The sequence below is a fragment of the Marinomonas sp. HM11-D genome (assembly GCF_057626615.1).
Genome location: NZ_JBMMKT010000002.1, coordinates 84940 through 104549 on the forward strand (window position 1 = coordinate 84940; position 19610 = coordinate 104549).

Genomic DNA, 19610 nt, shown 5'->3' on the forward strand with positions numbered 1-19610 from the left:
TATGTTTACCTTCGAGCAGCTTTTAACTTGGCTTCACCTCGAGAATCGTTGGAAAATTGAGCAGCATGAGTATCGGTCTTTAGAGACCGATTCTCGTTTAGTGACCCCTGAAACGGTGTTTATTGCGCTACCTGGCGTGTCTAGCAATGGTTGGGATTATCTCGATCAGGTGGCAGCAAAGGGATGTACTGTTGCACTTATTCCAAAGGGGTTGGGGCTTACCTCTGAAACCATGGTTTTGCTTGAAGTGGAGTCTATCGAACAGGTGTTGGCTCAGCTTGCCCGTCATGTCTACGGACCTATTCCGCAGCATATTGTGGCGGTGACTGGTACCAACGGTAAATCCAGTATCTGCTATTACATCGCCCAGCTTGCTCAAGCGCTCGGTCTTAAGAGCGCCATGATTGGTACTTTTGGTATTGGTCTTTTGGGGGATTTACAGGAAGCGAAGCAAACCACACCGGATCTGCTGACTTTACATAAGCTTTTGTCTTCTTTTGCTAGCCAAGGTGTTGATCTGGTGGCATTTGAAGCCTCGTCTCATGCCTTGGATCAACAGCGTCTTGCTGGTGTGCCTGTGTCAACCGCTGTTTTCTCAAACCTTACTCGCGATCATCTTGATTATCACGGCTCAATGGAGAATTATGCCTGCGCCAAACGACGTCTATTTGAATTTGCGTCGTTACAGCGTGCCATCGTCTGTGCGGATTCTGATTATGCGGAGTTTATGGTAGCGACCTCTGCAGCGCCGGTGTGGCGTTACTCGGCCGCTGCCAGTGAAACAGCACAATTTTGTGTATTAGAAAAGTCGTTTGAACAAACGGGCGTGCGCTTGAGTGTTCAGGTGTTAAATAAAGAATACTCCGTGTTTTTACCTTTGCTAGGTGACTTTAACGTACAGAATGCCTTGGCGGCATTGGCAGCGGTATTGTCTGCGCTAGATGCGCCAGAACAAGCCATTGCAGCATTGACCAGTTTGCAAGGTGCTCCAGGGCGTATGCAGTCTTGTAAACAAGATGGAGCGCCTTTGGTATTGGTGGATTATGCTCATACCTCGGATGCGCTTGATGTGGCGCTAAAAGCGATTCATGCCCATGCCTCCGGTCGAGTGATCTGTGTCTTTGGGTGTGGCGGTGATCGTGATAAGGGTAAGCGTCCTATGATGTTGTCAGTGGCGCAGCGGCAAGCAGATGCTGTTTGGTTGACCTCGGATAATCCACGGACTGAAGCTGCGCAAGCCATTATTGAAGATGCCTTGACTGCCTTGGATAAGTCCTTGGCTGAGGTGACCGTTGAGGCGGATCGCCATCGTGCTATCGCGCAAGCGATAGCGACGGCAAGTCCTGAGGACATTATTCTGATTGCCGGTAAAGGCCATGAAACCTACCAAGAAATAAACGGTGTTCGACACCATTTTGATGATCGAGAGGAAGCCCAAGCGGCGTTGAAGGCGTATGTTGCACAAGCTTAAATTGTCTGAAATTGCTAATGAAGTTGGTGGTCGACTGGTTGGGCAAGATGTTGTGGTGACGGATATCTCCACCGATTCCCGTGAGGCGCTTGAGCAAAAGCTATTTGTGGCGCTGGTTGGCGAACGTTTTAATGGCCATCAATTTACCGATCAAGTCATGCAGCAGGGCGCCGCTGCTGTCTTGGTGAGTGAGTCCGTTGCCACAGAACCGCGTATCGAAGTGGTGGACACGACACAAGCCTATGCCCTAATCGGGCGTATGATGCGTCGCATGTTCACAAGACCAGTGGTAGCGATCACCGGCAGTAATGGTAAAACCAGTGTTAAAGATTGGTTGGCACGCGCTTTGTCCGAACATGGCCAAGTGCTGAAAACACAAAGTAACTTGAATAATCAAATTGGTGTACCAAAAACCTTACTGAATTTGTCTGCTGCGGATCAATATGCCGTGATTGAAGCGGGCACCAGTTTTCCAGGTGAAATTGAAAAGCTAGGTCAAACGATTGAAGCGGACGTGGTGGTGCTCACCAATGCTAGTGGTAGTCACTTGCTCGGCTTTGGTTCTATTCAAGGTATCGCCGTTGAAAAAGGCATGTTGTTTGAAACAGCAAAGCCCGATGCCACAGTGGTACTCAATGCCGATGATGCGTCTTATGAGTACTGGTTGAGCCATGTTGGTGATCGAGAGGTGCGTTCGTTTTCTTTTAGTGATGCTAGCGCAAGCTTATATGCCAGTGATATTCAGGAGTCAGTCTCTGGCTCTACTACTACCTTGGTATATCAAGGTCAAACCTATCAGCTGATTTTAGATCGCCCCGGCAAGCATCATATTGCTAATGCCATGGCGGTGGCGCTGGCAATGACGGCTTTGGGCTTTGCACTGATTGATGTGGTGGCACAATTAAAGCACCCAGAACAAGTGCCAGGTCGAATGGAGTTGTTGACCTCAAAAAGTGAAGCCGTCGTCATTAATGATTGCTACAATGCTAGCCCTAAATCCGTTGAGGCGGCCATGGATGTGTTGGCTTTATATGCCGATCATACAAGGTGGATGGTGCTCGGGGCGTTGGGCGAACTGGGTGATCAAGAAACAGCGATTCATTACGGCTTGGGGCAATACGCTGCTCAAGCACAAATTGAGCATCTGATTACCGTAGGTCCGATTGCCGCTCATGCCAGCGAAGGATTTATACAAACAAAATCGTCTGTGCAGCAGGTGCACTCTTGCCAGACCAAGGACGAAGCGTTGGCATTACTTGCCACGCTCGATTCAGAACATGTCATTTTGGTGAAAGGGTCTCGCTCAGCCAAAATGGAAGATATTGTTAACGCTCTGAAAAATTAGGAATTTACCTAACCATGCTACTGCTTTTAACAGCTTACCTTAGCAAATATTTTACTTTCTTTACGGTGTTCAACTACCTGTCGTTACGTGCAATTTTAGGGGTATTGACGGCACTGTTTATTTCTCTGTTAATCGGTGGCAAGGTGATTCGTTTGCTACAGCGTCTGCAAATTGGCCAGGCGGTGCGTGATGATGGTCCGCAATCCCACTTAAGCAAGGCGGGTACCCCAACCATGGGGGGCGTGATGATTATTTTTTCCATTGCCATCAGTACATTGCTGTGGGGTGACCTGAGCAACCCATATGTATGGGTGACCTTGTTAACTATGCTGGCCTTTGGAGCAGTGGGTTGGGTAGATGACTATCGCAAGGTGGTGGAGAAAAATTCCCGTGGTCTACCGGCGAAATGGAAATACTTCTGGCAGAGTGTGTTCGGTCTATCGGCGGCGATCTACCTGTACTCGATTGCCTCAACGCCAGCGGAAACCTCTTTGTTAATTCCATTGTTTAAAGACGCAGTGATTCCATTGGGGATCTTCTTCGTCGTGTTTACCTACTTTGTTATCGTCGGCACCAGTAATGCGGTTAACCTAACCGATGGTTTGGACGGCTTGGCGATTTTGCCAACGGTATTGGTGGGTGGTGCTTTGGGCTTATTTGCTTACCTGACGGGTAACGTTAAGTTCGCTGATTACCTATTGATTCCTTATGTGCATGGTACTGGTGAACTGATTATCTTCTGTTCCGCATTGGTGGGTGCTGGCTTGGGTTTCTTGTGGTTTAACACTTACCCAGCCCAAGTATTTATGGGTGATGTCGGTGCCTTAGCGTTGGGTGCGGCGCTGGGTGTGATTGCTGTAATCGTGCGTCAGGAATTGGTGTTGTTCATTATGGGCGGTGTGTTTGTCATGGAAACCGTATCGGTTATCTTGCAGGTGGCCTCTTACAAGTTAACCAAGCGCCGAATCTTCCGTATGGCGCCGATCCATCACCACTTTGAATTGAAAGGTTGGGCTGAGCCAAAAGTGATTGTACGTTTTTGGATTATCACTGTGTGCTTGGTATTGATTGGCTTGGCGACGCTTAAGGTAAGGTAATCGATCATGTCTTTGATTTCTTCGGATCGTGTTCGTGCGGTAGTGGGCTTGGGCGTGAGTGGTGTTTCTACGGCCAAGTTTCTGGCCAAGCAGGGCTTAGATTTTTATGTGGTGGACTCCCGAGACAACCCGCCAGGATTGGATCAAGTAAAACAGATTTGCCCAGCAGAGCGCATTTTCACAGGTAGCTTAGATCATCTTAAAACCTTAGGTGTGACGGAACTGTTTGTCAGCCCAGGTATTGCCTTGGCAACCCCAGTGCTACAAGAGTTAGCGCAATCGGGTGTGCAGATGCGTGGTGATATTGATCTGTTCTGTGATTACGCTAACGCCCCCTTCATTGCCATTACCGGTTCTAATGCAAAAAGCACCGTGACCACCTTGGTCAATGAATTGTTATTGGCATTAGGCAAACGCTCCATTGCTGGCGGTAACCTTGGTTTACCTGCGTTGGATTGCATTGGTGATGAGATTGACTTCTACGTGCTTGAGCTTTCTAGCTTCCAGTTGGAAACAACACATGCACTGAAAGCGGATGTGGCCTGTTTACTGAACGTCTCTGAAGATCATATGGATCGTTACGACGATCTGTACAGTTATCAACGTGCCAAGCAACGCATTTACCGTGGCTGTAAAGCGGCGGTTTGTAATAAGCAAGATATTCTGACCGCACCCTTATTGGCGCAAAATACTCCCGTACGCGCGTTTACCAAGGGTAGTCCAGACCTTAAGGAATTTGGTTTATTAAAAGACCAAGACGGGGTGTGGTTGTCTCATGGGGTGAAACGCTTATACAACACCAATGATATCAAATTAAAAGGTGAGCATAACTACGCCAATGTGTTGGCTTGCTTAGCGATTCTAGATGTCTTGGGATTACCAATTGATACGCCAGAAGTGGCGCAAGTGCTCGCGACCTTTGCTGGTCTTGCACATCGTTGTGAAACCGTGCGTGAACTAGAGGGCGTCGCTTACATCAATGACTCAAAAGGCACGAATGTGGGCGCCACGCTTGCAGCGTTGGAAGGTCTTGGTAATAAGCAGGCGAAAACCATTCATTTGTTAGCGGGTGGTGTCGGCAAAGGTGCTGATTTTTCACCGTTAGCACCAGCCTTAGCAAAATTCGTCAAACATCTTTATGTATTTGGTAAAGATGCCAGCAATATCATCGACATCGTACCGGAAGGCACGGCATACTCCGAGCACCTAGATCTTGCAGGGGTTATGGATGCAGTAAAATCCGAAGTAAAACAAGGTGATATCGTTTTGTTTTCACCCGCTTGTGCAAGTTTTGATCAATATAAAAACTTCGAGGCCCGTGGCGATCACTTTGTTGAATTGGTGAACCAGCTATGACTATCCGTGCGATTCTTGAGCCTATTTCGTACAAAGAACTGCGTCAAATTGACCCTATGTTTATGGCGTCTGTGGCGTGTGTATTAGTGCTTGGGATCGTAATGGTGTCCAGTGCTTCGATTTTTTTATCGGAGACCAGATATGACCATCCATTTTACTTTATGGTGCGACAAATCATTTATTTGATGATTGGTCTGGGGTTCGGCTACTTCATGATGTCGATCCCAACCGAAACCCTGCATAAGTGGGGGGTGCCGTTAATGATGTTCTCATTGCTGCTATTAATATTGGTGTTGGTGCCGGGCATCGGTAAAACGGTAAATGGTAGTCGGCGCTGGATCAATTTAGTGGTGTTTAACCTGCAGGCCTCGGAGGTCGCCAAAGTCTGTATGGTGGTCTATGTCTCTGGTTATCTGGTGCGGCGAGCGGATCGTGTGCGTCAGCAGTTGATTGGTTCGGGGATGCCGATGGTGGTGTCCTTTTTGTTTTTAATCTGTTTGCTATTAGAGCCAGACTTTGGTGCCTCAGTCGTATTAATCGGTACTGTGATTGCCTTGCTATTTATAGCCGGTGCCCCTATCTACCAGTTCATTGGCTTGGTGTTTGCGGTTATCGGCGCATTAGGTGTGGTGGCGATTTCGGAAAGTTACCGTGTGAAGCGCTTGATGAACTTTGTTGATCCTTGGGCGGACCCGTACAACGAAGGTTACCAGTTATCGCAAGCCTTGATTGCCTATGGTCGTGGTGAGTGGTTCGGTTTAGGGCTTGGTAATAGTGTGCAGAAACTGGCCTACTTGCCTGAGGCGCATACGGACTTTGTATTTTCGATTTGGGTCGAGGAAACGGGCATGTTTGGCGGCTTGCTGTTGCTCGGGGTGTTCGGTGTGATGCTTTCCCGTGTCTTTAAAATTGGTCAAACCGCCATGCGTTTGGGCCGATTGTTCCAGGGGTACATGTGTTTTGGTTTTGCCATTTTGATTTTGGCTCAGGTGATTATTAACGTCGGTGTGAATACCGGATTTTTGCCAACCAAAGGGTTAACCCTGCCTTTGATCAGCTACGGTGGTAGTAGCTTGATCATTACTTTAGGCAGTTTATTTGTGGTTGGGCGAGTCGATATTGAAAACCGTCGCCAAGAACCTGTTGAAGAGAAACAAGAAAAGCCTGCTACAGGGCGCAGTGCAAAAGCCATGACAGAAGTAGGGGAAGTGTAAGGTGTCTAAACCTAAAAAAGTAATGCTCATGGCTGGTGGAACCGGTGGTCATATTTATCCAGCGCTGGCTTGTGCCGAGAAGTTCTCATCATTGGGAATGGAGGTGTGCTGGATGGGATCTGCTGGTGGTATGGAAGAAACGCTGGTGCCGAAGTATGACATTCCCCTGCACACTGTCTCCATCAAAGGTGTGCGCGGTAAAGGTGCGCTTGGGTTGTTGCTAGCGCCTTGGCGTATTGCGCATTCCATTGGTCAGGCGGTGGCGATTATGCGTCGCGAAAAACCGGACTTGGTATTGGGAATGGGGGGCTTTGTTGCGGGACCTGGTGGTGTGGCAGCCAAGCTGCTCGCTGTGCCGTTGGCGATTCATGAGCAGAATGCGGTTGCGGGTACAACCAATAAATTGTTGTCCAAGATTGCCAAACTAAAGCTACAAGCCTTTGAAGGGGCGCTGCCTGGCGGATTGACCGTAGGCAATCCTGTTCGTGGTGCGATCTTGTCGCAAAAAGCGCGTGCTGTGCGCGAAGAGTCTGCACGACCACTGCGCTTGTTAGTGGTGGGTGGCAGTTTAGGGGCGAAAGCCATTAATGATGTGGTGCCACAATTATTAGCGAATTGGCAACACGACACGCGTTTAGATGTTTGGCATCAAACGGGGGCGAAGAATCACCAAGCGGTGCAGGCCGACTACGATAAGTTAGGTGTATCAGCACGAGTCGATGCTTACATTGATGATATGAGTCAGGCTTATTATTGGGCGGATGTGGTGTTATGTCGCGCCGGAGCCATGACCGTCAGTGAATTGGCAATTGCTGGTTTGCCATCGATTTTAGTGCCGTATCCTCATGCTATTGATGACCACCAAACGGCCAATGCGCGCTCTTTATCTCAAGTGGGTGCGGCTTATTTAATGCCGCAACCAGAGTTCAATTTAGCCAGCTTAGAAAGCTGTCTGGTCGAATTGACAGACGATACCAATAAATTACGAACCATGGCTGAGCAAGCGAAACTGGTTGCTCATCCTGATGCCACCCAGACGGTGGTTTCTCAGTGTATAAGGTTAATGAAGAAATGATGGAAGCTAAATTTCGTTACGATATTCCTACGATGCGTCGTATTCAAAACATCCACTTTATCGGTGTGGGTGGTGTGGGCATGTCGGGTATTGCTGAGGTGTTGTGTAACCAAGGTTACAACGTCAGTGGTTCTGATATGAAGGCTTCCTCAACGACTGAGCGCCTGGCGCAACTTGGCGTAGAGATTTTTATCGGTCACCAAGAAGAAAATGTTAAAAACGCCCATGTAATTGTGGTGTCGAGCGCGATTGATAAAAGTAACCCTGAAATTAAATGGGGTAAGGAGCATCGTATTCCGATCGTGCGTCGCGCCGAAATGTTGGCGGAGTTAATGCGTTACCGTCATGGTATCGCGGTCGCGGGTACTCACGGTAAAACCACTACGACAAGTTTGATGGCGTCGATTTTGGCAGCCACAGATGAATCGCCAACTTTTGTTATCGGTGGTCGCTTGACCAGTGCTGGGGCCAATGCACAATTAGGTAGTAGTAAGTACCTAGTTGCAGAAGCGGACGAAAGTGATGCTTCCTTCCTTCATCTACAGCCGCAAACCGTGATTGTGACCAACATCGATGAAGATCATATGGATACCTATAACGGTGACTTTGAACAAGTGAAGCGTACCTTTATTGAGTTTATCCATAACCTGCCGTTTTATGGTTTGGCGGTGCTGTGTGTTGATGACGAGAACGTGCGCGAGATTATGCCTGAGCTAAGTCGACCAGTATTGACTTACGGTATTGATAATGAGGCCGACTTTTATGCCACGGAAATTTCGCAAAAAGGTCGCTTCTGTGAGTTTTTGGCGCACCGTCCTGAAGGTGAACCACTGCGTATTCGCCTACCTATGCCGGGTCGTCATAACATTCTTAATGCGCTGGCGACCATTGCTGTAGCGACGGATTTGGGGGTTGATGCCAGTGCGATTAAAGCCGGTCTAATGGGCTTTGAAGGGGTAGGTCGTCGTTTCCAAGAACAAGGCGATTTGAAGCTACCTGAAGGTGGCAATGTGATGTTTATCGATGACTATGGTCATCACCCAAGTGAAGTGAATGCCACCATCAAATCGATCCGTGCTGGTTGGCCGGAAAAACGTTTGGTGATGGTCTATCAGCCGCACCGTTACACGCGTACCCGTGATTTGTATGAAGACTTTGTAAAAGTTTTGTCTGATGTGGATGTGTTGTTGCTGTTAGATGTGTATTCCGCTGGTGAAACCCCAATTAACGGTGCTGACAGTAAATCCATGTGTGGCAGTATCCGTCAGCGTGGCGCAGTCGATCCAGTACACGTCAGTAGTGAGGATGATTTGCGTTCGATCTTGGCAAATGTTTTACGCCCTAACGACTTGCTCATCACTCAGGGAGCTGGTGATATAGGTGCGATTTCGAAAAAGTTGGCGGCAGAGGGTATCTAACATGACTTCATTGAAAGAAAAAACGGTTGCCGTCATCTATGGTGGCCGCTCTGCGGAGCGTGAAGTATCACTAGAAAGTGGTACTCGAGTTGCCCAAGCGCTGCTGAACAAAGGATATCAAGTCGTCAAAGTGGATTTATACGGCGAAGGTGCTAAGCAAGATCCAGTCAAGCAATTGATGGATGCGAACTTTGATATGGCCTTCATTGCTTTGCATGGTGGTGAAGGTGAAGACGGCCGCGTTCAGGCGTTGTTAGATATGTTGGAAAAGCCCTATACCGGCAGTTTGCCACTGGCATCGGGTTTTGCTATGGATAAAGCGCTGACTAAGCGTTTTTGGCAAGGTATTGGTGTGCCGACGCCGAATTACTTGTGCTTCAGTGGTGAGCCTGATGTGGCGCAAATTAATGATGAAATGAGTTATCCACTCATTATCAAACCTTCTCGAGAAGGTTCGACCATTGGTATCAGTAAGGTCAATGATGCGTCGGAATTGGCAAAAGCGTTGCTTGATGCCAAACGCTATGACTCCGATATTTTGGTCGAAGAGTTTGTCTCAGGGCCTGAGTTTACGGTGGCGATCATCGATGATGTGGCCTATGCGCCGATTGGCTTAAAGCCTTCTAAAGATCATGCTTTGTATGATTACGAAGCCAAGTACTTGGCTGATGATACGCAATACCTGTTGCCGTGTGGTTTATCTGAGGATCTTGAGCTTGAGATTCAAGGGTTGGCGCTCGATGCCTACCGCTCGCTGAACTGTCGTGGCTGGGGACGAGTGGATATCATGCAAACTGCTGAAGGTAATTTTACGGTACTGGAAGTGAATACCTCACCGGGTATGACGTCCCACAGTTTGGTACCGATGGCAGCTGCTTACGCGGGTATCAATTACGACGACTTAGTCGATATGATCCTTGTTAAAGCGTGGCAAGAAGCCGTAGAGGCCCAATAGTAGTATGCGCACGGCAGCGTTACTGGGCGCCATTTTACTTATTGTGTTTGCCTTATTTCAGGAAAATCCGGATCAAGTGGCGTCGGATGCGCCAATGTTTGATATTCGCAAAGTCGAGGTTGTGGGTGATTTGCAATACGCTGATCGAGAGGTGTTGCAAAAAAGATACAATCAACTGCTGGGGCGTGGGCTATTTGATGAGTCAATGGAAGCTCTAAAATATATCGGTGAACAGCCAGCTTGGGTTGAATCTGTAAAGATTCGGCGGGTCTGGCCTCATACGCTACGTATTGAAGTCAGTGAGCATAAGCCAGTTGCTTTGTGGAACGATGGGAAGATTATTACCGCTAGTGGGAAAATTATTGCGCCTGTGACTGCGCCGGATCTGCCGCTTACTCAGCTGTATGGGCCGACGGATACCGAAGCAACTGTGCTGGATCAGTTTACTCTGATTAGTCAGTTTTTATCGACCACGACATTGCGCATAGCGGGATTGGAGTTGGAAGATCGTGGCGCGTGGAATATTTCATTTGCGAATGGCGTGAGTGTTAAACTCGGTCGTGATGAGGTTTTAGAGCGATTACAGCGCTTTGTAGCAGTGTATAAAAGTGATTTATCGGGTAGAATAGACCGAATTGCCTCGGTCGATGCCCGCTATCCTCATGGGGTAGCGGTGAAATGGAAGCCAGAACAGTAAAAGTTGGTCTGATTGTTGCTTTTTTGAGCAATGAATGTTGGTTGTAGGATAGCTAGGATTTTTATGATTGTTGGATTAGACGTTGGCACTTCAAAAATTACCTGCGTAGTCGGGGAAAAAGGTGTTGATGGTGTAATGGAAGTGGTTGGTGTAGGCACTCATGTTGCGAAAGGCATGAAGCGTGGTGTCGTCATCAATATCGAGTCCACTGTGCAATCTATCCAGCGAGCAGTAGAAGAAGCTGAGCTGATGGCTGGCTGTAACATTCATTCTGTTTATGTCAGTGTTGCAGGTAGTCATATTCGCAGTCAGAACTCCCACGGTATCGTGGCAGTCAAAGATGGCGAAGTGCAAGTTGAAGATATTGAGCGCGTGATTGATGCTGCGCAAGCGGTGCCGATTTCATCGGATCAACGTTTGCTGCATGTGTTACCGCAGGAGTTTAATATCGATTCCCAAGAGGGTATTCGCGATCCACTGGGGATGTCGGGTGTCCGTCTGGAAGCAAATGTACATTTGATTTCTGGCGCAGCCAATGCGGTGATGAATGTTGAAAAATGTATTCGTCGCTGTGGCCTTGAAGTAGATGGTGTGATTTTGTCACAACTGGCTTCAAGCCAAGTGTGTTTGAGTGAAGATGAAAAAGATTTGGGTGTTTGCTTGGTGGATATCGGTGCAGGAACGTCTGACATTGCTGTCTGGCTGGACGGTGCTATGCACCACACAGCGGTGGTGCCAGTTGCCGGTGATCAAGTGACCAATGATATTTCCATGGCGTTACGAACGCCGACTCTGCACGCTGAAAAGATTAAGATCAAATATGCTTGTGCAATGTCCAGCTTAGCGTCTGCGGATCAACGTATTGAAGTACCAAGCGTTGGTGATCGTAAGCCGCGAGCAATTTCTCGCCATGCGTTAGCCGAAGTTGTTGAGGCGCGTTATGAAGAGATTTACAAAATGGTGTTGGATGAGTTGAATCGTAGTGGTTATGCTGAACGCATTCCAGCGGGCATCGTCATTACGGGAGGCACTTCCTTAATGGAGGGTGCTGAAGCCTTGGCTGAGCGCATCTTTGATATGCCAGTTCGAATAGCGTCTCCTTACCTTGCTAGTGGGGTAGCTGAGATGGTGGATAATCCAAGCTATTCAACCAGTGTAGGTTTGTTAGAATACGCCGGTGCAGGTGTGCCGGTTCCTGATGTAACGGAGTCGTATGCTCAGGAAAAAGCGCCTCGGAAAAAGTTTCTGCCCGAAGTGGCGAGCGGTGAAGCCAAGCCTGCTTTCAGTCCAGCGAAGGCGTGGCACAAGGTAAAAGACTGGTTTCAGAGTTATATTTAGTCAGGAATGACAGCAAGAATTATAGGAGCTTAAAGCCCATGTCCATGAACGTATTTGATTTAGCCGAAGAAAACTTATCAGACAATGCTGTCATCAAGGTAGTTGGTGTTGGTGGTGGCGGTGGTAACGCTGTTAAGCACATGCTTGAAAGCAACCTGGATGGTGTTGAGTTTATCTGTGCCAACACAGATTCAAAAGCACTGATTGGCTTAGATTCTGGTATCACGCTGCAGCTTGGTACGACCGTAACGAAAGGTCTAGGTGCGGGTGCAAATCCTAGTATTGGTCGTGACTCCGCTCTTGAAGATCAAGAGAAAATTACGGAATTGCTAACTGGTGCGGACATGGTATTCATCACTGCGGGTATGGGTGGTGGTACAGGTACGGGTGCGGCACCTGTTATCGCGAAAGTAGCTCGTGAACTAGGTATTTTAACGGTTGCAGTGGTGACTAAACCATTCCCGTTTGAAGGTCGTCGTCGTGCCAAGGTCGCTGAAGAAGGTATTAAAGAATTGCGTGATAACGTGGATTCTTTGATCACGGTACCGAACGAGCGTCTACTACCAGTTCTTGGTAAAAACATTTCGCTACTGAAAGCGTTTGGTGAGGCCAACAACGTATTGTTGAATGCGGTGCAAGGTATCACTGACTTGATTATGCGTCCTGGCCTGATCAACGTCGACTTTGCGGACGTGCAGACAGTAATGAAAGAAATGGGTATGGCGATGATGGGCTCAGGCTCAGCGACGGGCGAAGATCGTGCTCGCGTTGCAGCGGAAGCAGCGATTCACAATCCACTTCTAGAAGACATTAACCTTAAAGGTGCTCGTGGCGTGTTGGTTAACATCACCGCCAACGATGAAGTAGGCCTGTCTGAATTTACCGAAGTGGGTAATATCATCGAAGAATACGCGTCTGAAGATGCCACTGTTGTAATTGGTTGTGCCATCGACCCAAGTGTTGGCGAAGAGATGCGTGTCACGGTGGTTGCGACAGGTCTTGAAGGTAAGGGCGGTGCAGCGCAGATGCAGTCTGCGGTTGGTTCAACCGTTTCAACAACTGCTCAAGTTTCAGCGCCAGTGACTGCGGCGCCAGTAGCTGAACCGGTGCAGGTGAATGTTGCTGCTCAGCCTGAAGTGGCAAAGCCTGTAGTTGAAGCAACGCTTAATAAACCAGAATCAAAACTGAATGAATCCTCTGTGAATTCGGCTCAAAGTTCGGAAGACAAGTTGTCATACTTGGATATTCCTGCATTTTTGCGTCGTCAAGCGGACTAGTGAGTTGATTTGCGCAAAAAGTGCGCAGCTTTAGGGTTCTTAATTGTATAAAACGACACTTGTTGGTATTATTCCGGCAAATTTTAACTGTCATCATATTGTAGGAATATAATGGTACGTCAGCGCACGCTTAAAAACATTATTCGCGCTACTGGAGTGGGCTTACACTCCGGCGAGAAAGTTTATCTAACGCTTAAACCGGCACCGGTTAATACTGGTATCGTGTTTGTGCGTACGGATCTTGAGCCACCTGTAGAAATTCTTGGATCGGCTCAGTCTGTTGGCGCTACCAATTTCGCAACGGCTCTACGTGATGGTGAAGTAACGGTAAGTACAGTAGAGCACCTATTGTCAGCCATGGCTGGTTTGGGTGTTGATAACTGTTATGTTGAGTTAAGTTCAAGTGAAGTGCCATTAATGGATGGTAGCGCAAGTCCGTTCGTGTTCTTGCTTCAGTCTGCTGGCATCGAAGAGCAAGAAGCTCCAAAGAAATTTATTCGTATTAAAAAGCTAATCCGTGTTGAGGATGGCGATAAATACGCATCGCTTGAGCCATTTAATGGTTTCCGTTTGTCTTTCACTATTGACTTCCAGCATCCAGCGATCGATGAAGAAGTTCAATTTACGTCAGTAGATTTCTCAACAACGACGTTTGTTAAAGAGATCTCTCGCGCACGTACATTTGGTTTCATGAAAGATATCGAATACTTCAAAAACAATAACCTAGCTCGTGGTGCAAACATGGAAAACGCAGTCGTTCTTGACGACTACCGTGTTTTGAACGATGAAGGTTTGCGTTACCGTGATGAGCTTGTTCGTCACAAAGTATTGGATGCGATTGGTGATTTATACCTACTAGGTCACAGCGTAATTGGTGAATATAAAGCCTTCAAATCGGGTCACGGTTTGAATAATAAGCTTCTTCTAGAGCTGTTACAAAACCAAGATGCTTGGGAATACGTAACTTTCGAAGAAGATGAGGCATTGAATCCGATTTCATTTACGGAATCAGCTGCAATTGCCTAGTTATTGAACGATTCTCTAAAAAGCCAGACTTATGTCTGGCTTTTTTCGTTATAGGGGCTTGATAATTCATGTTTCGGAGCTATTTACCATGTTAGACTCTAAATTATTCTAATTCTAAGTTGTGTTGAAATATGTTCGGAACAGTCATTAAAAAAATTGTCGGTACTAAAAACGACCGAGAAGTAAAGCGTTACAAGAAAGTCGTCTCTCAGATCAACAAGTTAGAAGAGACCTTTAAGGGATTAACCGATGATGATTTGATGGCCAAGTCTAATGAGTTTCGGGAGCGTCTGGCCAAGGGTGAGTCCCTAGACTCTCTTTTGCCAGAGGCTTTTGCAACCGTTCGTGAAGCCAGTAGTCGTGTCATGGGTATGCGCCATTTTGACGTGCAGATGATCGGTGGCATGGTGCTTCACGAAGGACGTATTGCCGAGATGCGTACGGGTGAAGGTAAAACTCTGGTGGCGACATTGGCGGTATACCTAAATGCTCTAGCGGGTAAAGGTGTCCATGTTGTGACTGTGAACGACTACCTAGCACGCCGTGATGCGAACTGGATGCGTCCTCTGTATGAATTCCTAGACATGAGTGTGGGTGTGGTTCACGCCGGACAAGAGCGTGACGAAAAGCGCGCCGCCTACCAGTCTGACATTACTTACGGTACCAACAACGAATTTGGCTTTGATTACTTACGTGACAACATGGTTTTCCGTATGGAAGATCGTATGCAACGTGATTTAGCCTTTGCTGTAGTCGATGAGGTGGACTCGATCCTAATCGATGAAGCCCGTACACCTTTGATTATCTCTGGTGCGGTGGAAGACAGTTCTGAGCAGTACCGTAAGATTAACCAATTAGCGCCACTTCTTATTAAGCAAGAAGAAGAGGGTGAAGAAGTTGGTCACTACACCTTTGACGAGTCGCAGCGCAACGTTGAGTTGACTGAAGATGGTCACCAATTTGTGGAAGCATGGTTGGTAGAGCAAGGCATGCTTGAAGAAGGTGATAGCCTTTACGCAGCGTCTAACTTGCAACTTCTGCATCACGTTTATGCGTGTATGCGTGCCCATGTGGTGTTTAAGAAGAACATCGACTACGTTGTGCAGGGCGATCAGGTGGTGATCGTTGATGAACACACCGGTCGTACCATGCCTGGCCGTCGTTGGTCAGAAGGTATTCACCAGGCAGTAGAAGCCAAAGAGGGTGTTAAGATTCAAGCAGAAAGCCAGACCCTTGCTTCGACTACCTTCCAAAATTACTTCCGTTTGTATGAAAAGCTGTCGGGTATGACAGGTACAGCGGATACCGAAGCGTTTGAATTCCAGCAGATCTATGCTTTGACGGTTATTGTTATTCCAACCAATAACCCGGTACAGCGTAAAGACTTCAATGACTTGATCTTTATGAGTACCGAAGAGAAGTTTGAAGCGATTGTTAAAGACATCGAAGAAACGGTACAGAGTGGCCGCCCAGTTTTGGTGGGTACAGCTTCGATTGAATATTCCGAGTTGCTCTCTAGTTTCCTAGACAAAAAAGGCGTTAAACACAATGTATTGAACGCTAAGCAGCACGAACGTGAAGCGGATATCGTCGCGGAAGCAGGTCGTCCAGGTGCGGTGACTATTGCTACCAATATGGCCGGTCGTGGTACCGATATTGTGTTAGGTGGTAACCTGCAGGTTGAATTGTCTAAGTTGCCCGAAGGCGCAACAGATGCGCAAAAAGATGCTTTAAAAGCAGACTGGAAAGCGCGTCATGAGGCGGTATTGGCAGCAGGTGGTCTACACATTATTGGTACCGAGCGTCATGAATCCCGTCGTATCGATAACCAGTTGCGTGGTCGTGCCGGCCGTCAAGGTGATGTAGGTTCATCGCGTTTCTACTTGTCTCTTGAAGATAACCTAATGCGTATCTTTATGTCTGACCGTATCAAGAAGATGATGCAAGCGTTAGGCATGGAGAAGGGTGAAGCCATTGAGCATAAGATGGTGTCCAATGCCATCGAGAAAGCACAGCGCAAAGTGGAAGGTCGTAACTTCGATATTCGTAAGCAATTGCTAGAATACGATGATGTGGCAAACGATCAGCGTCAGGTTATTTACCGTCAACGTTATGACATGATGGTGTCGAAAGACTTGTCTGGTGCGATCATGTCGATGCGTGAAGAAGTGGTTGCTAATCTAATTGATGAGTACATTCCACCACAAAGCATCATCGATCAATGGGATCTTGAAGGACTAGAAGAGCGTATCCGTAATGAGTTTGGTCTTGAGCTTGCGATTCAGCAGTGGGTGGCGGAAGACAAGAAACTTTACGAAGAGCCGCTGCGTGAGAAAATCTTGCAGGCTTTTGTCGACGACTATGCTGCGAAAGAAGCGATTGCGGGTGCCGAAGGTCTACGTAACTTTGAGAAGCAAGTATTGCTTCAGGTGCTAGATACCCTTTGGAAAGAGCATTTGCAAACCATGGATATGCTGCGTCAAGGCATTCATCTACGTGGTTATGCGCAGAAGAACCCAAAACAGGAATACAAGCGTGAAGCGTTTGAGTTATTCCAAAACCTTCTGGATCAAATTAAGTTTGATGTGATTCAGATTGTCACACGCGTGAAAGTACAATCCGCTGACGAGGCAGAAAAGATTGAAGCAGCACGTCGTGAACAAGAAGCCAAAACGACCATGACCACGAATGTTTCTGATTCGGGTGATGCTCAGGCTAACGCAGCAGCGCCAGCAGGTGATCTGCCTCGTGTGGGTCGTAATGAGCCTTGTCCATGTGGTTCTGGTAAGAAATACAAGCAGTGTCACGGTAGTTTAGTTTAGTAATTTAGTTTAAAGCGAGAGGCCAATATGGCAGTTGGATTAGGTTCTTTTCCTGTAATTCCTTCAATTTCTGGCGTACGTTTCGCCGCGATGGAAGCAGGTGTTAAAAAAGCAAACAAAAAAGACGTGGTTGTCTTTGAGTTGGCAGAAGGTTCTGCAGTGGCAGGTGTCTTCACGCAAAACCAGTTTTGCGCAGCGCCTGTTCGAGTTTGTCGAGAGCATCTTGCTAAAGCTAAGCCGCGCTATCTTGTGATCAATACCGGTAATGCAAACGCTGGTACAGGTAAATCGGGTCTGCAGAATGCTCTGCTTACCTGTGAAACATTGGCGAATCTTACTGGCGTAGCACTTGAGCAGATCTTGCCGTTCTCTACGGGTGTCATCGGTGAGCCACTACCTGTAGCAAAAATCACTAAAGTGCTGCCGGATGCATTGGCGTCTTTGACGTCTGAAGGTTGGGAAAATGTGGGTCGTGGCATCATGACCACAGACACTCTACCGAAAGGTGCTTACCGTCAAGTTGAGTTGTCAGGCGTCACGGTGACGATCGGCGGTATTTCAAAAGGTGCTGGTATGATTCGTCCAAACATGGCGACCATGCTGGGCTACATCTTTACCGATGCGGCGGTTGATCAAGCTGCACTGCAGTCTTTGTTGAAGCAAACGACTGATCAAAGCTTTAACCGTATTACCATCGACAGTGATACCTCAACCAACGATTCTTGTATCGCAGTGGCAACCGCTCAGGCAGCAAACCCTATGATCACAGATTTGACTCAAGGTGATGGTGCGGCATTCGCGGCAGCTTTCCTTGAAGTGATGCAAGAGTTAGCTCACGCCATCGTACGTGATGGTGAGGGTGCAACGAAATTCGTTACTGTTGAAGTGAAAGGCGCGAAAGTGCAATCAGATGCGACTAAGACAGCATTTGAAATCGCTCATTCACCATTGGTGAAAACAGCGCTGTTTGCATCAGATCCAAACTGGGGTCGTATTTTGGCGGTAGTCGGTCGTGCCGGTGTTGAGAATCTAAATGTTGATACCGTGTCTTTGTCGATCAACGGCTGTGAAATCGCTCGCGAGGGTGGTCGTTCGCCGGAGTACAACGAAGAAGCTGGTCAAGCGGCGATGAAGCCTGCTGAAATCCACATTGTTGTGGATCTTGGTGCGGGTGATGCGTCGGATATCGTCTGGACAACGGACTTCTCTCACGAATACGTTACGATCAACGCTGAGTACCGTACCTGATGGTTATTAGTGTTGCGGCGGGCATTATTATGCGTGATGAGCAAGTGTTCATTGCGCTGCGCTCGCAAGATAAGCATCAAGGCGGCTGCTGGGAGTTTCCTGGTGGTAAGGTCGAGCAAGGAGAAGCACCAAGTGCAGCCCTTGCTCGTGAGCTGGCTGAAGAATGTGGTATTCAAGTTAAGCAATCTGCGCCATTTCAGCTGATTCGCCATGACTATTCGGATAAGTCAGTCGAACTTCACTTCTTTAAGGTGACTGACTTTGAGGGTGAACCTCATGGTAAAGAAGGTCAAGAGGTGGCTTGGGTGCCAGTGCAGCAGTTAGGTGAGTTTACTTTCCCAGAGGCCAATGTACCGATTGTAGCGGCGCTGATGGCTGCTTAATGTTGCTTATAGCGTTCGAAAAAAACGGCCTGATGGCCGTTTTTTTTTAATCTAGGATTTTATGTAGTAGTGTTCTGAGTGTTTCTGGTTCAAACACCTTATCGCAAATGGCATCCACGCCCTCTTGGGTGATGTTGGCGAGCTGTGGCTGGTCCGCGTTGGAGGCGACCATCAGGATAGGGATATGAGACAGATGCTCCGTCATGCGAATCGTATGAGAGAACTCAATGCCATCCATTTCCGGCATGTTGTAATCTGTGATGACTAGGTCGTAGTTTTCATCGTTCATCAAGGTGATGGCATCGGCGCCATTGGCGGCCAAGTCGATATTAACAATGCCCATACTTTCCAGTACACGTCGAATATGCTTTTGCGCTAAACGGCTATCGTCGACGATCAGTACCTGCATTTCATGTGGGTCAATCAATTCTAAATCGATTTCTTGTTCCATGCTTAGATCGAGCGTGGCGTTAATAGCGCGCTGCAAATCTTTGTGAGCAAAGGGTTTTGGTAGGATGGCAATTACCCCTGCTTGGCGCAGTGTTTCCAGCATTTCACGATTGCGCTCACTGGACACCAGCATAAAGTTGATATGCTCAGTTTCTGGGTGTTTTTTGATGAGGGTGATGAGTGTTTCTGCGGTGCCATCAGGCAAGTACATGGAAGAAATCACCAGATCGGGCTCATTTTCTTTGATGGCATAAATGGCGGATTTGATCGAGTCGGCGAACGCCAGGTGGCGTATCCCGGTTTCTTCAAGTGCTCTTTGAATGATCTTCTGTTGCGTGGAAGACGGTTCTACTAGCAGAATCGACAGCTCTTCCGAAGATGGCATTAGTTCCATACTACCCTCTGTTGCTAAACAAGTTATACTATCCGAATGTAACA

16 protein-coding genes are annotated in these 19610 nt (G+C 47.7%); 15 read left to right on the plus strand and 1 reads right to left on the minus strand.

Annotated features, from left to right (window positions below):
- Nucleotide 1 precedes the first annotated feature (1 nt).
- From ACOSVP_RS02790 to mutT, 15 genes are all read left to right on the plus strand, one after another.
- Nucleotides 2-1471, plus strand: a complete 1470-nt coding sequence (locus ACOSVP_RS02790; RefSeq protein WP_487345991.1) for a UDP-N-acetylmuramoyl-L-alanyl-D-glutamate--2,6-diaminopimelate ligase — start codon at nucleotides 2-4, stop codon at nucleotides 1469-1471.
- Nucleotides 1455-2816: a UDP-N-acetylmuramoyl-tripeptide--D-alanyl-D-alanine ligase gene (locus ACOSVP_RS02795; RefSeq protein WP_487345992.1), complete on the plus strand. Its 1362-nt coding sequence runs from the start codon at nucleotides 1455-1457 to the stop codon at nucleotides 2814-2816. Before ACOSVP_RS02790 ends, ACOSVP_RS02795 begins: the two co-directional genes overlap by 17 nt.
- A 14-nt stretch (nucleotides 2817-2830) precedes the next feature.
- A complete protein-coding gene (mraY, locus tag ACOSVP_RS02800) occupies nucleotides 2831-3913 on the plus strand; it encodes a phospho-N-acetylmuramoyl-pentapeptide-transferase (protein WP_487345993.1) in 1083 nt (360 codons plus the stop codon).
- Between the two features lie 6 nt (nucleotides 3914-3919).
- Entirely contained in the window at nucleotides 3920-5269 is a 1350-nt protein-coding gene (gene murD / locus ACOSVP_RS02805; protein WP_487345994.1) for a UDP-N-acetylmuramoyl-L-alanine--D-glutamate ligase, read from the plus strand.
- A complete protein-coding gene (gene ftsW, locus ACOSVP_RS02810; protein ID WP_487345995.1) occupies nucleotides 5266-6483 on the plus strand; it encodes a putative lipid II flippase FtsW in 1218 nt (405 codons plus the stop codon). The genes murD and ftsW overlap by 4 nt, the downstream gene beginning before the upstream one ends.
- Before the next feature lies 1 nt (nucleotide 6484).
- A complete protein-coding gene (gene murG / locus ACOSVP_RS02815) occupies nucleotides 6485-7558 on the plus strand; it encodes an undecaprenyldiphospho-muramoylpentapeptide beta-N-acetylglucosaminyltransferase (protein ID WP_487345996.1) in 1074 nt (357 codons plus the stop codon).
- A complete protein-coding gene (gene murC, locus ACOSVP_RS02820) occupies nucleotides 7555-8976 on the plus strand; it encodes a UDP-N-acetylmuramate--L-alanine ligase (RefSeq protein ID WP_487345997.1) in 1422 nt (473 codons plus the stop codon). Before murG ends, murC begins: the two co-directional genes overlap by 4 nt.
- Before the next feature lies 1 nt (nucleotide 8977).
- Nucleotides 8978-9931, plus strand: coding sequence for a D-alanine--D-alanine ligase (locus tag ACOSVP_RS02825; protein WP_487345998.1), 954 nt, complete (start codon nucleotides 8978-8980; stop codon nucleotides 9929-9931).
- Nucleotides 9932-9935: 4 nt separating this feature from the next.
- A complete protein-coding gene (locus ACOSVP_RS02830) occupies nucleotides 9936-10628 on the plus strand; it encodes a cell division protein FtsQ/DivIB (protein ID WP_487345999.1) in 693 nt (230 codons plus the stop codon).
- A 63-nt stretch (nucleotides 10629-10691) separates the two neighbouring features.
- The gene (gene ftsA / locus ACOSVP_RS02835; protein WP_487346000.1) at nucleotides 10692-11966 is read left to right on the plus strand and encodes a cell division protein FtsA; all 1275 of its coding nucleotides are present in this window, start codon (nucleotides 10692-10694) and stop codon (nucleotides 11964-11966) included.
- Nucleotides 11967-12010: 44 nt separating this feature from the next.
- The gene (ftsZ, locus tag ACOSVP_RS02840; protein WP_487346303.1) at nucleotides 12011-13243 is read left to right on the plus strand and encodes a cell division protein FtsZ; all 1233 of its coding nucleotides are present in this window, start codon (nucleotides 12011-12013) and stop codon (nucleotides 13241-13243) included.
- A 111-nt stretch (nucleotides 13244-13354) separates the two neighbouring features.
- Nucleotides 13355-14269, plus strand: coding sequence for a UDP-3-O-acyl-N-acetylglucosamine deacetylase (gene lpxC / locus ACOSVP_RS02845; RefSeq protein WP_055464277.1), 915 nt, complete (start codon nucleotides 13355-13357; stop codon nucleotides 14267-14269).
- Between the two features lie 131 nt (nucleotides 14270-14400).
- The gene (gene secA, locus ACOSVP_RS02850; protein WP_487346001.1) at nucleotides 14401-17091 is read left to right on the plus strand and encodes a preprotein translocase subunit SecA; all 2691 of its coding nucleotides are present in this window, start codon (nucleotides 14401-14403) and stop codon (nucleotides 17089-17091) included.
- 27 nt (nucleotides 17092-17118) lie between these two features.
- Nucleotides 17119-18339 (plus strand): bifunctional glutamate N-acetyltransferase/amino-acid acetyltransferase ArgJ, encoded by a 1221-nt coding sequence (argJ, locus tag ACOSVP_RS02855; protein WP_487346002.1) that lies wholly within the window; start codon nucleotides 17119-17121, stop codon nucleotides 18337-18339.
- Nucleotides 18339-18722, plus strand: a complete 384-nt coding sequence (gene mutT / locus ACOSVP_RS02860) for an 8-oxo-dGTP diphosphatase MutT (protein ID WP_487346003.1) — start codon at nucleotides 18339-18341, stop codon at nucleotides 18720-18722. The genes argJ and mutT overlap by 1 nt, the downstream gene beginning before the upstream one ends.
- 46 nt (nucleotides 18723-18768) lie before the next feature.
- On the opposite strand, the gene ACOSVP_RS02865 is transcribed toward mutT, so the two are convergent.
- Nucleotides 18769-19566 carry a response regulator transcription factor gene (locus ACOSVP_RS02865; protein ID WP_487346004.1) on the minus strand — a complete coding sequence of 266 codons (798 nt, stop codon included), beginning with the start codon at nucleotides 19564-19566 and terminating at the stop codon, nucleotides 18769-18771.
- Nucleotides 19567-19610 lie beyond the last annotated feature (44 nt).

What these genes read in the sequence shown, in the direction of transcription:
- ACOSVP_RS02790 (WP_487345991.1), top strand. Translation starts at nt 2, where the DNA reads ATGTTTACCTTCGAGCAGCTTTTAACTTGGCTTCACCTCGAGAATCGT.
- ACOSVP_RS02795 (WP_487345992.1), top strand. Translation starts at nt 1,455, where the DNA reads ATGTTGCACAAGCTTAAATTGTCTGAAATTGCTAATGAAGTTGGTGGT.
- mraY (WP_487345993.1), top strand. Translation starts at nt 2,831, where the DNA reads ATGCTACTGCTTTTAACAGCTTACCTTAGCAAATATTTTACTTTCTTT.
- murD (WP_487345994.1), top strand. Translation starts at nt 3,920, where the DNA reads ATGTCTTTGATTTCTTCGGATCGTGTTCGTGCGGTAGTGGGCTTGGGC.
- ftsW (WP_487345995.1), top strand. Translation starts at nt 5,266, where the DNA reads ATGACTATCCGTGCGATTCTTGAGCCTATTTCGTACAAAGAACTGCGT.
- murC (WP_487345997.1), top strand. Translation starts at nt 7,555, where the DNA reads ATGATGGAAGCTAAATTTCGTTACGATATTCCTACGATGCGTCGTATT.
- ACOSVP_RS02825 (WP_487345998.1), top strand. Translation starts at nt 8,978, where the DNA reads ATGACTTCATTGAAAGAAAAAACGGTTGCCGTCATCTATGGTGGCCGC.
- ACOSVP_RS02830 (WP_487345999.1), top strand. Translation starts at nt 9,936, where the DNA reads ATGCGCACGGCAGCGTTACTGGGCGCCATTTTACTTATTGTGTTTGCC.
- ftsA (WP_487346000.1), top strand. Translation starts at nt 10,692, where the DNA reads ATGATTGTTGGATTAGACGTTGGCACTTCAAAAATTACCTGCGTAGTC.
- ftsZ (WP_487346303.1), top strand. Translation starts at nt 12,011, where the DNA reads ATGAACGTATTTGATTTAGCCGAAGAAAACTTATCAGACAATGCTGTC.
- lpxC (WP_055464277.1), top strand. Translation starts at nt 13,355, where the DNA reads ATGGTACGTCAGCGCACGCTTAAAAACATTATTCGCGCTACTGGAGTG.
- secA (WP_487346001.1), top strand. Translation starts at nt 14,401, where the DNA reads ATGTTCGGAACAGTCATTAAAAAAATTGTCGGTACTAAAAACGACCGA.
- argJ (WP_487346002.1), top strand. Translation starts at nt 17,119, where the DNA reads ATGGCAGTTGGATTAGGTTCTTTTCCTGTAATTCCTTCAATTTCTGGC.
- mutT (WP_487346003.1), top strand. Translation starts at nt 18,339, where the DNA reads ATGGTTATTAGTGTTGCGGCGGGCATTATTATGCGTGATGAGCAAGTG.
- ACOSVP_RS02865 (WP_487346004.1), bottom strand. Translation starts at nt 19,566, where the DNA reads ATGGAACTAATGCCATCTTCGGAAGAGCTGTCGATTCTGCTAGTAGAA.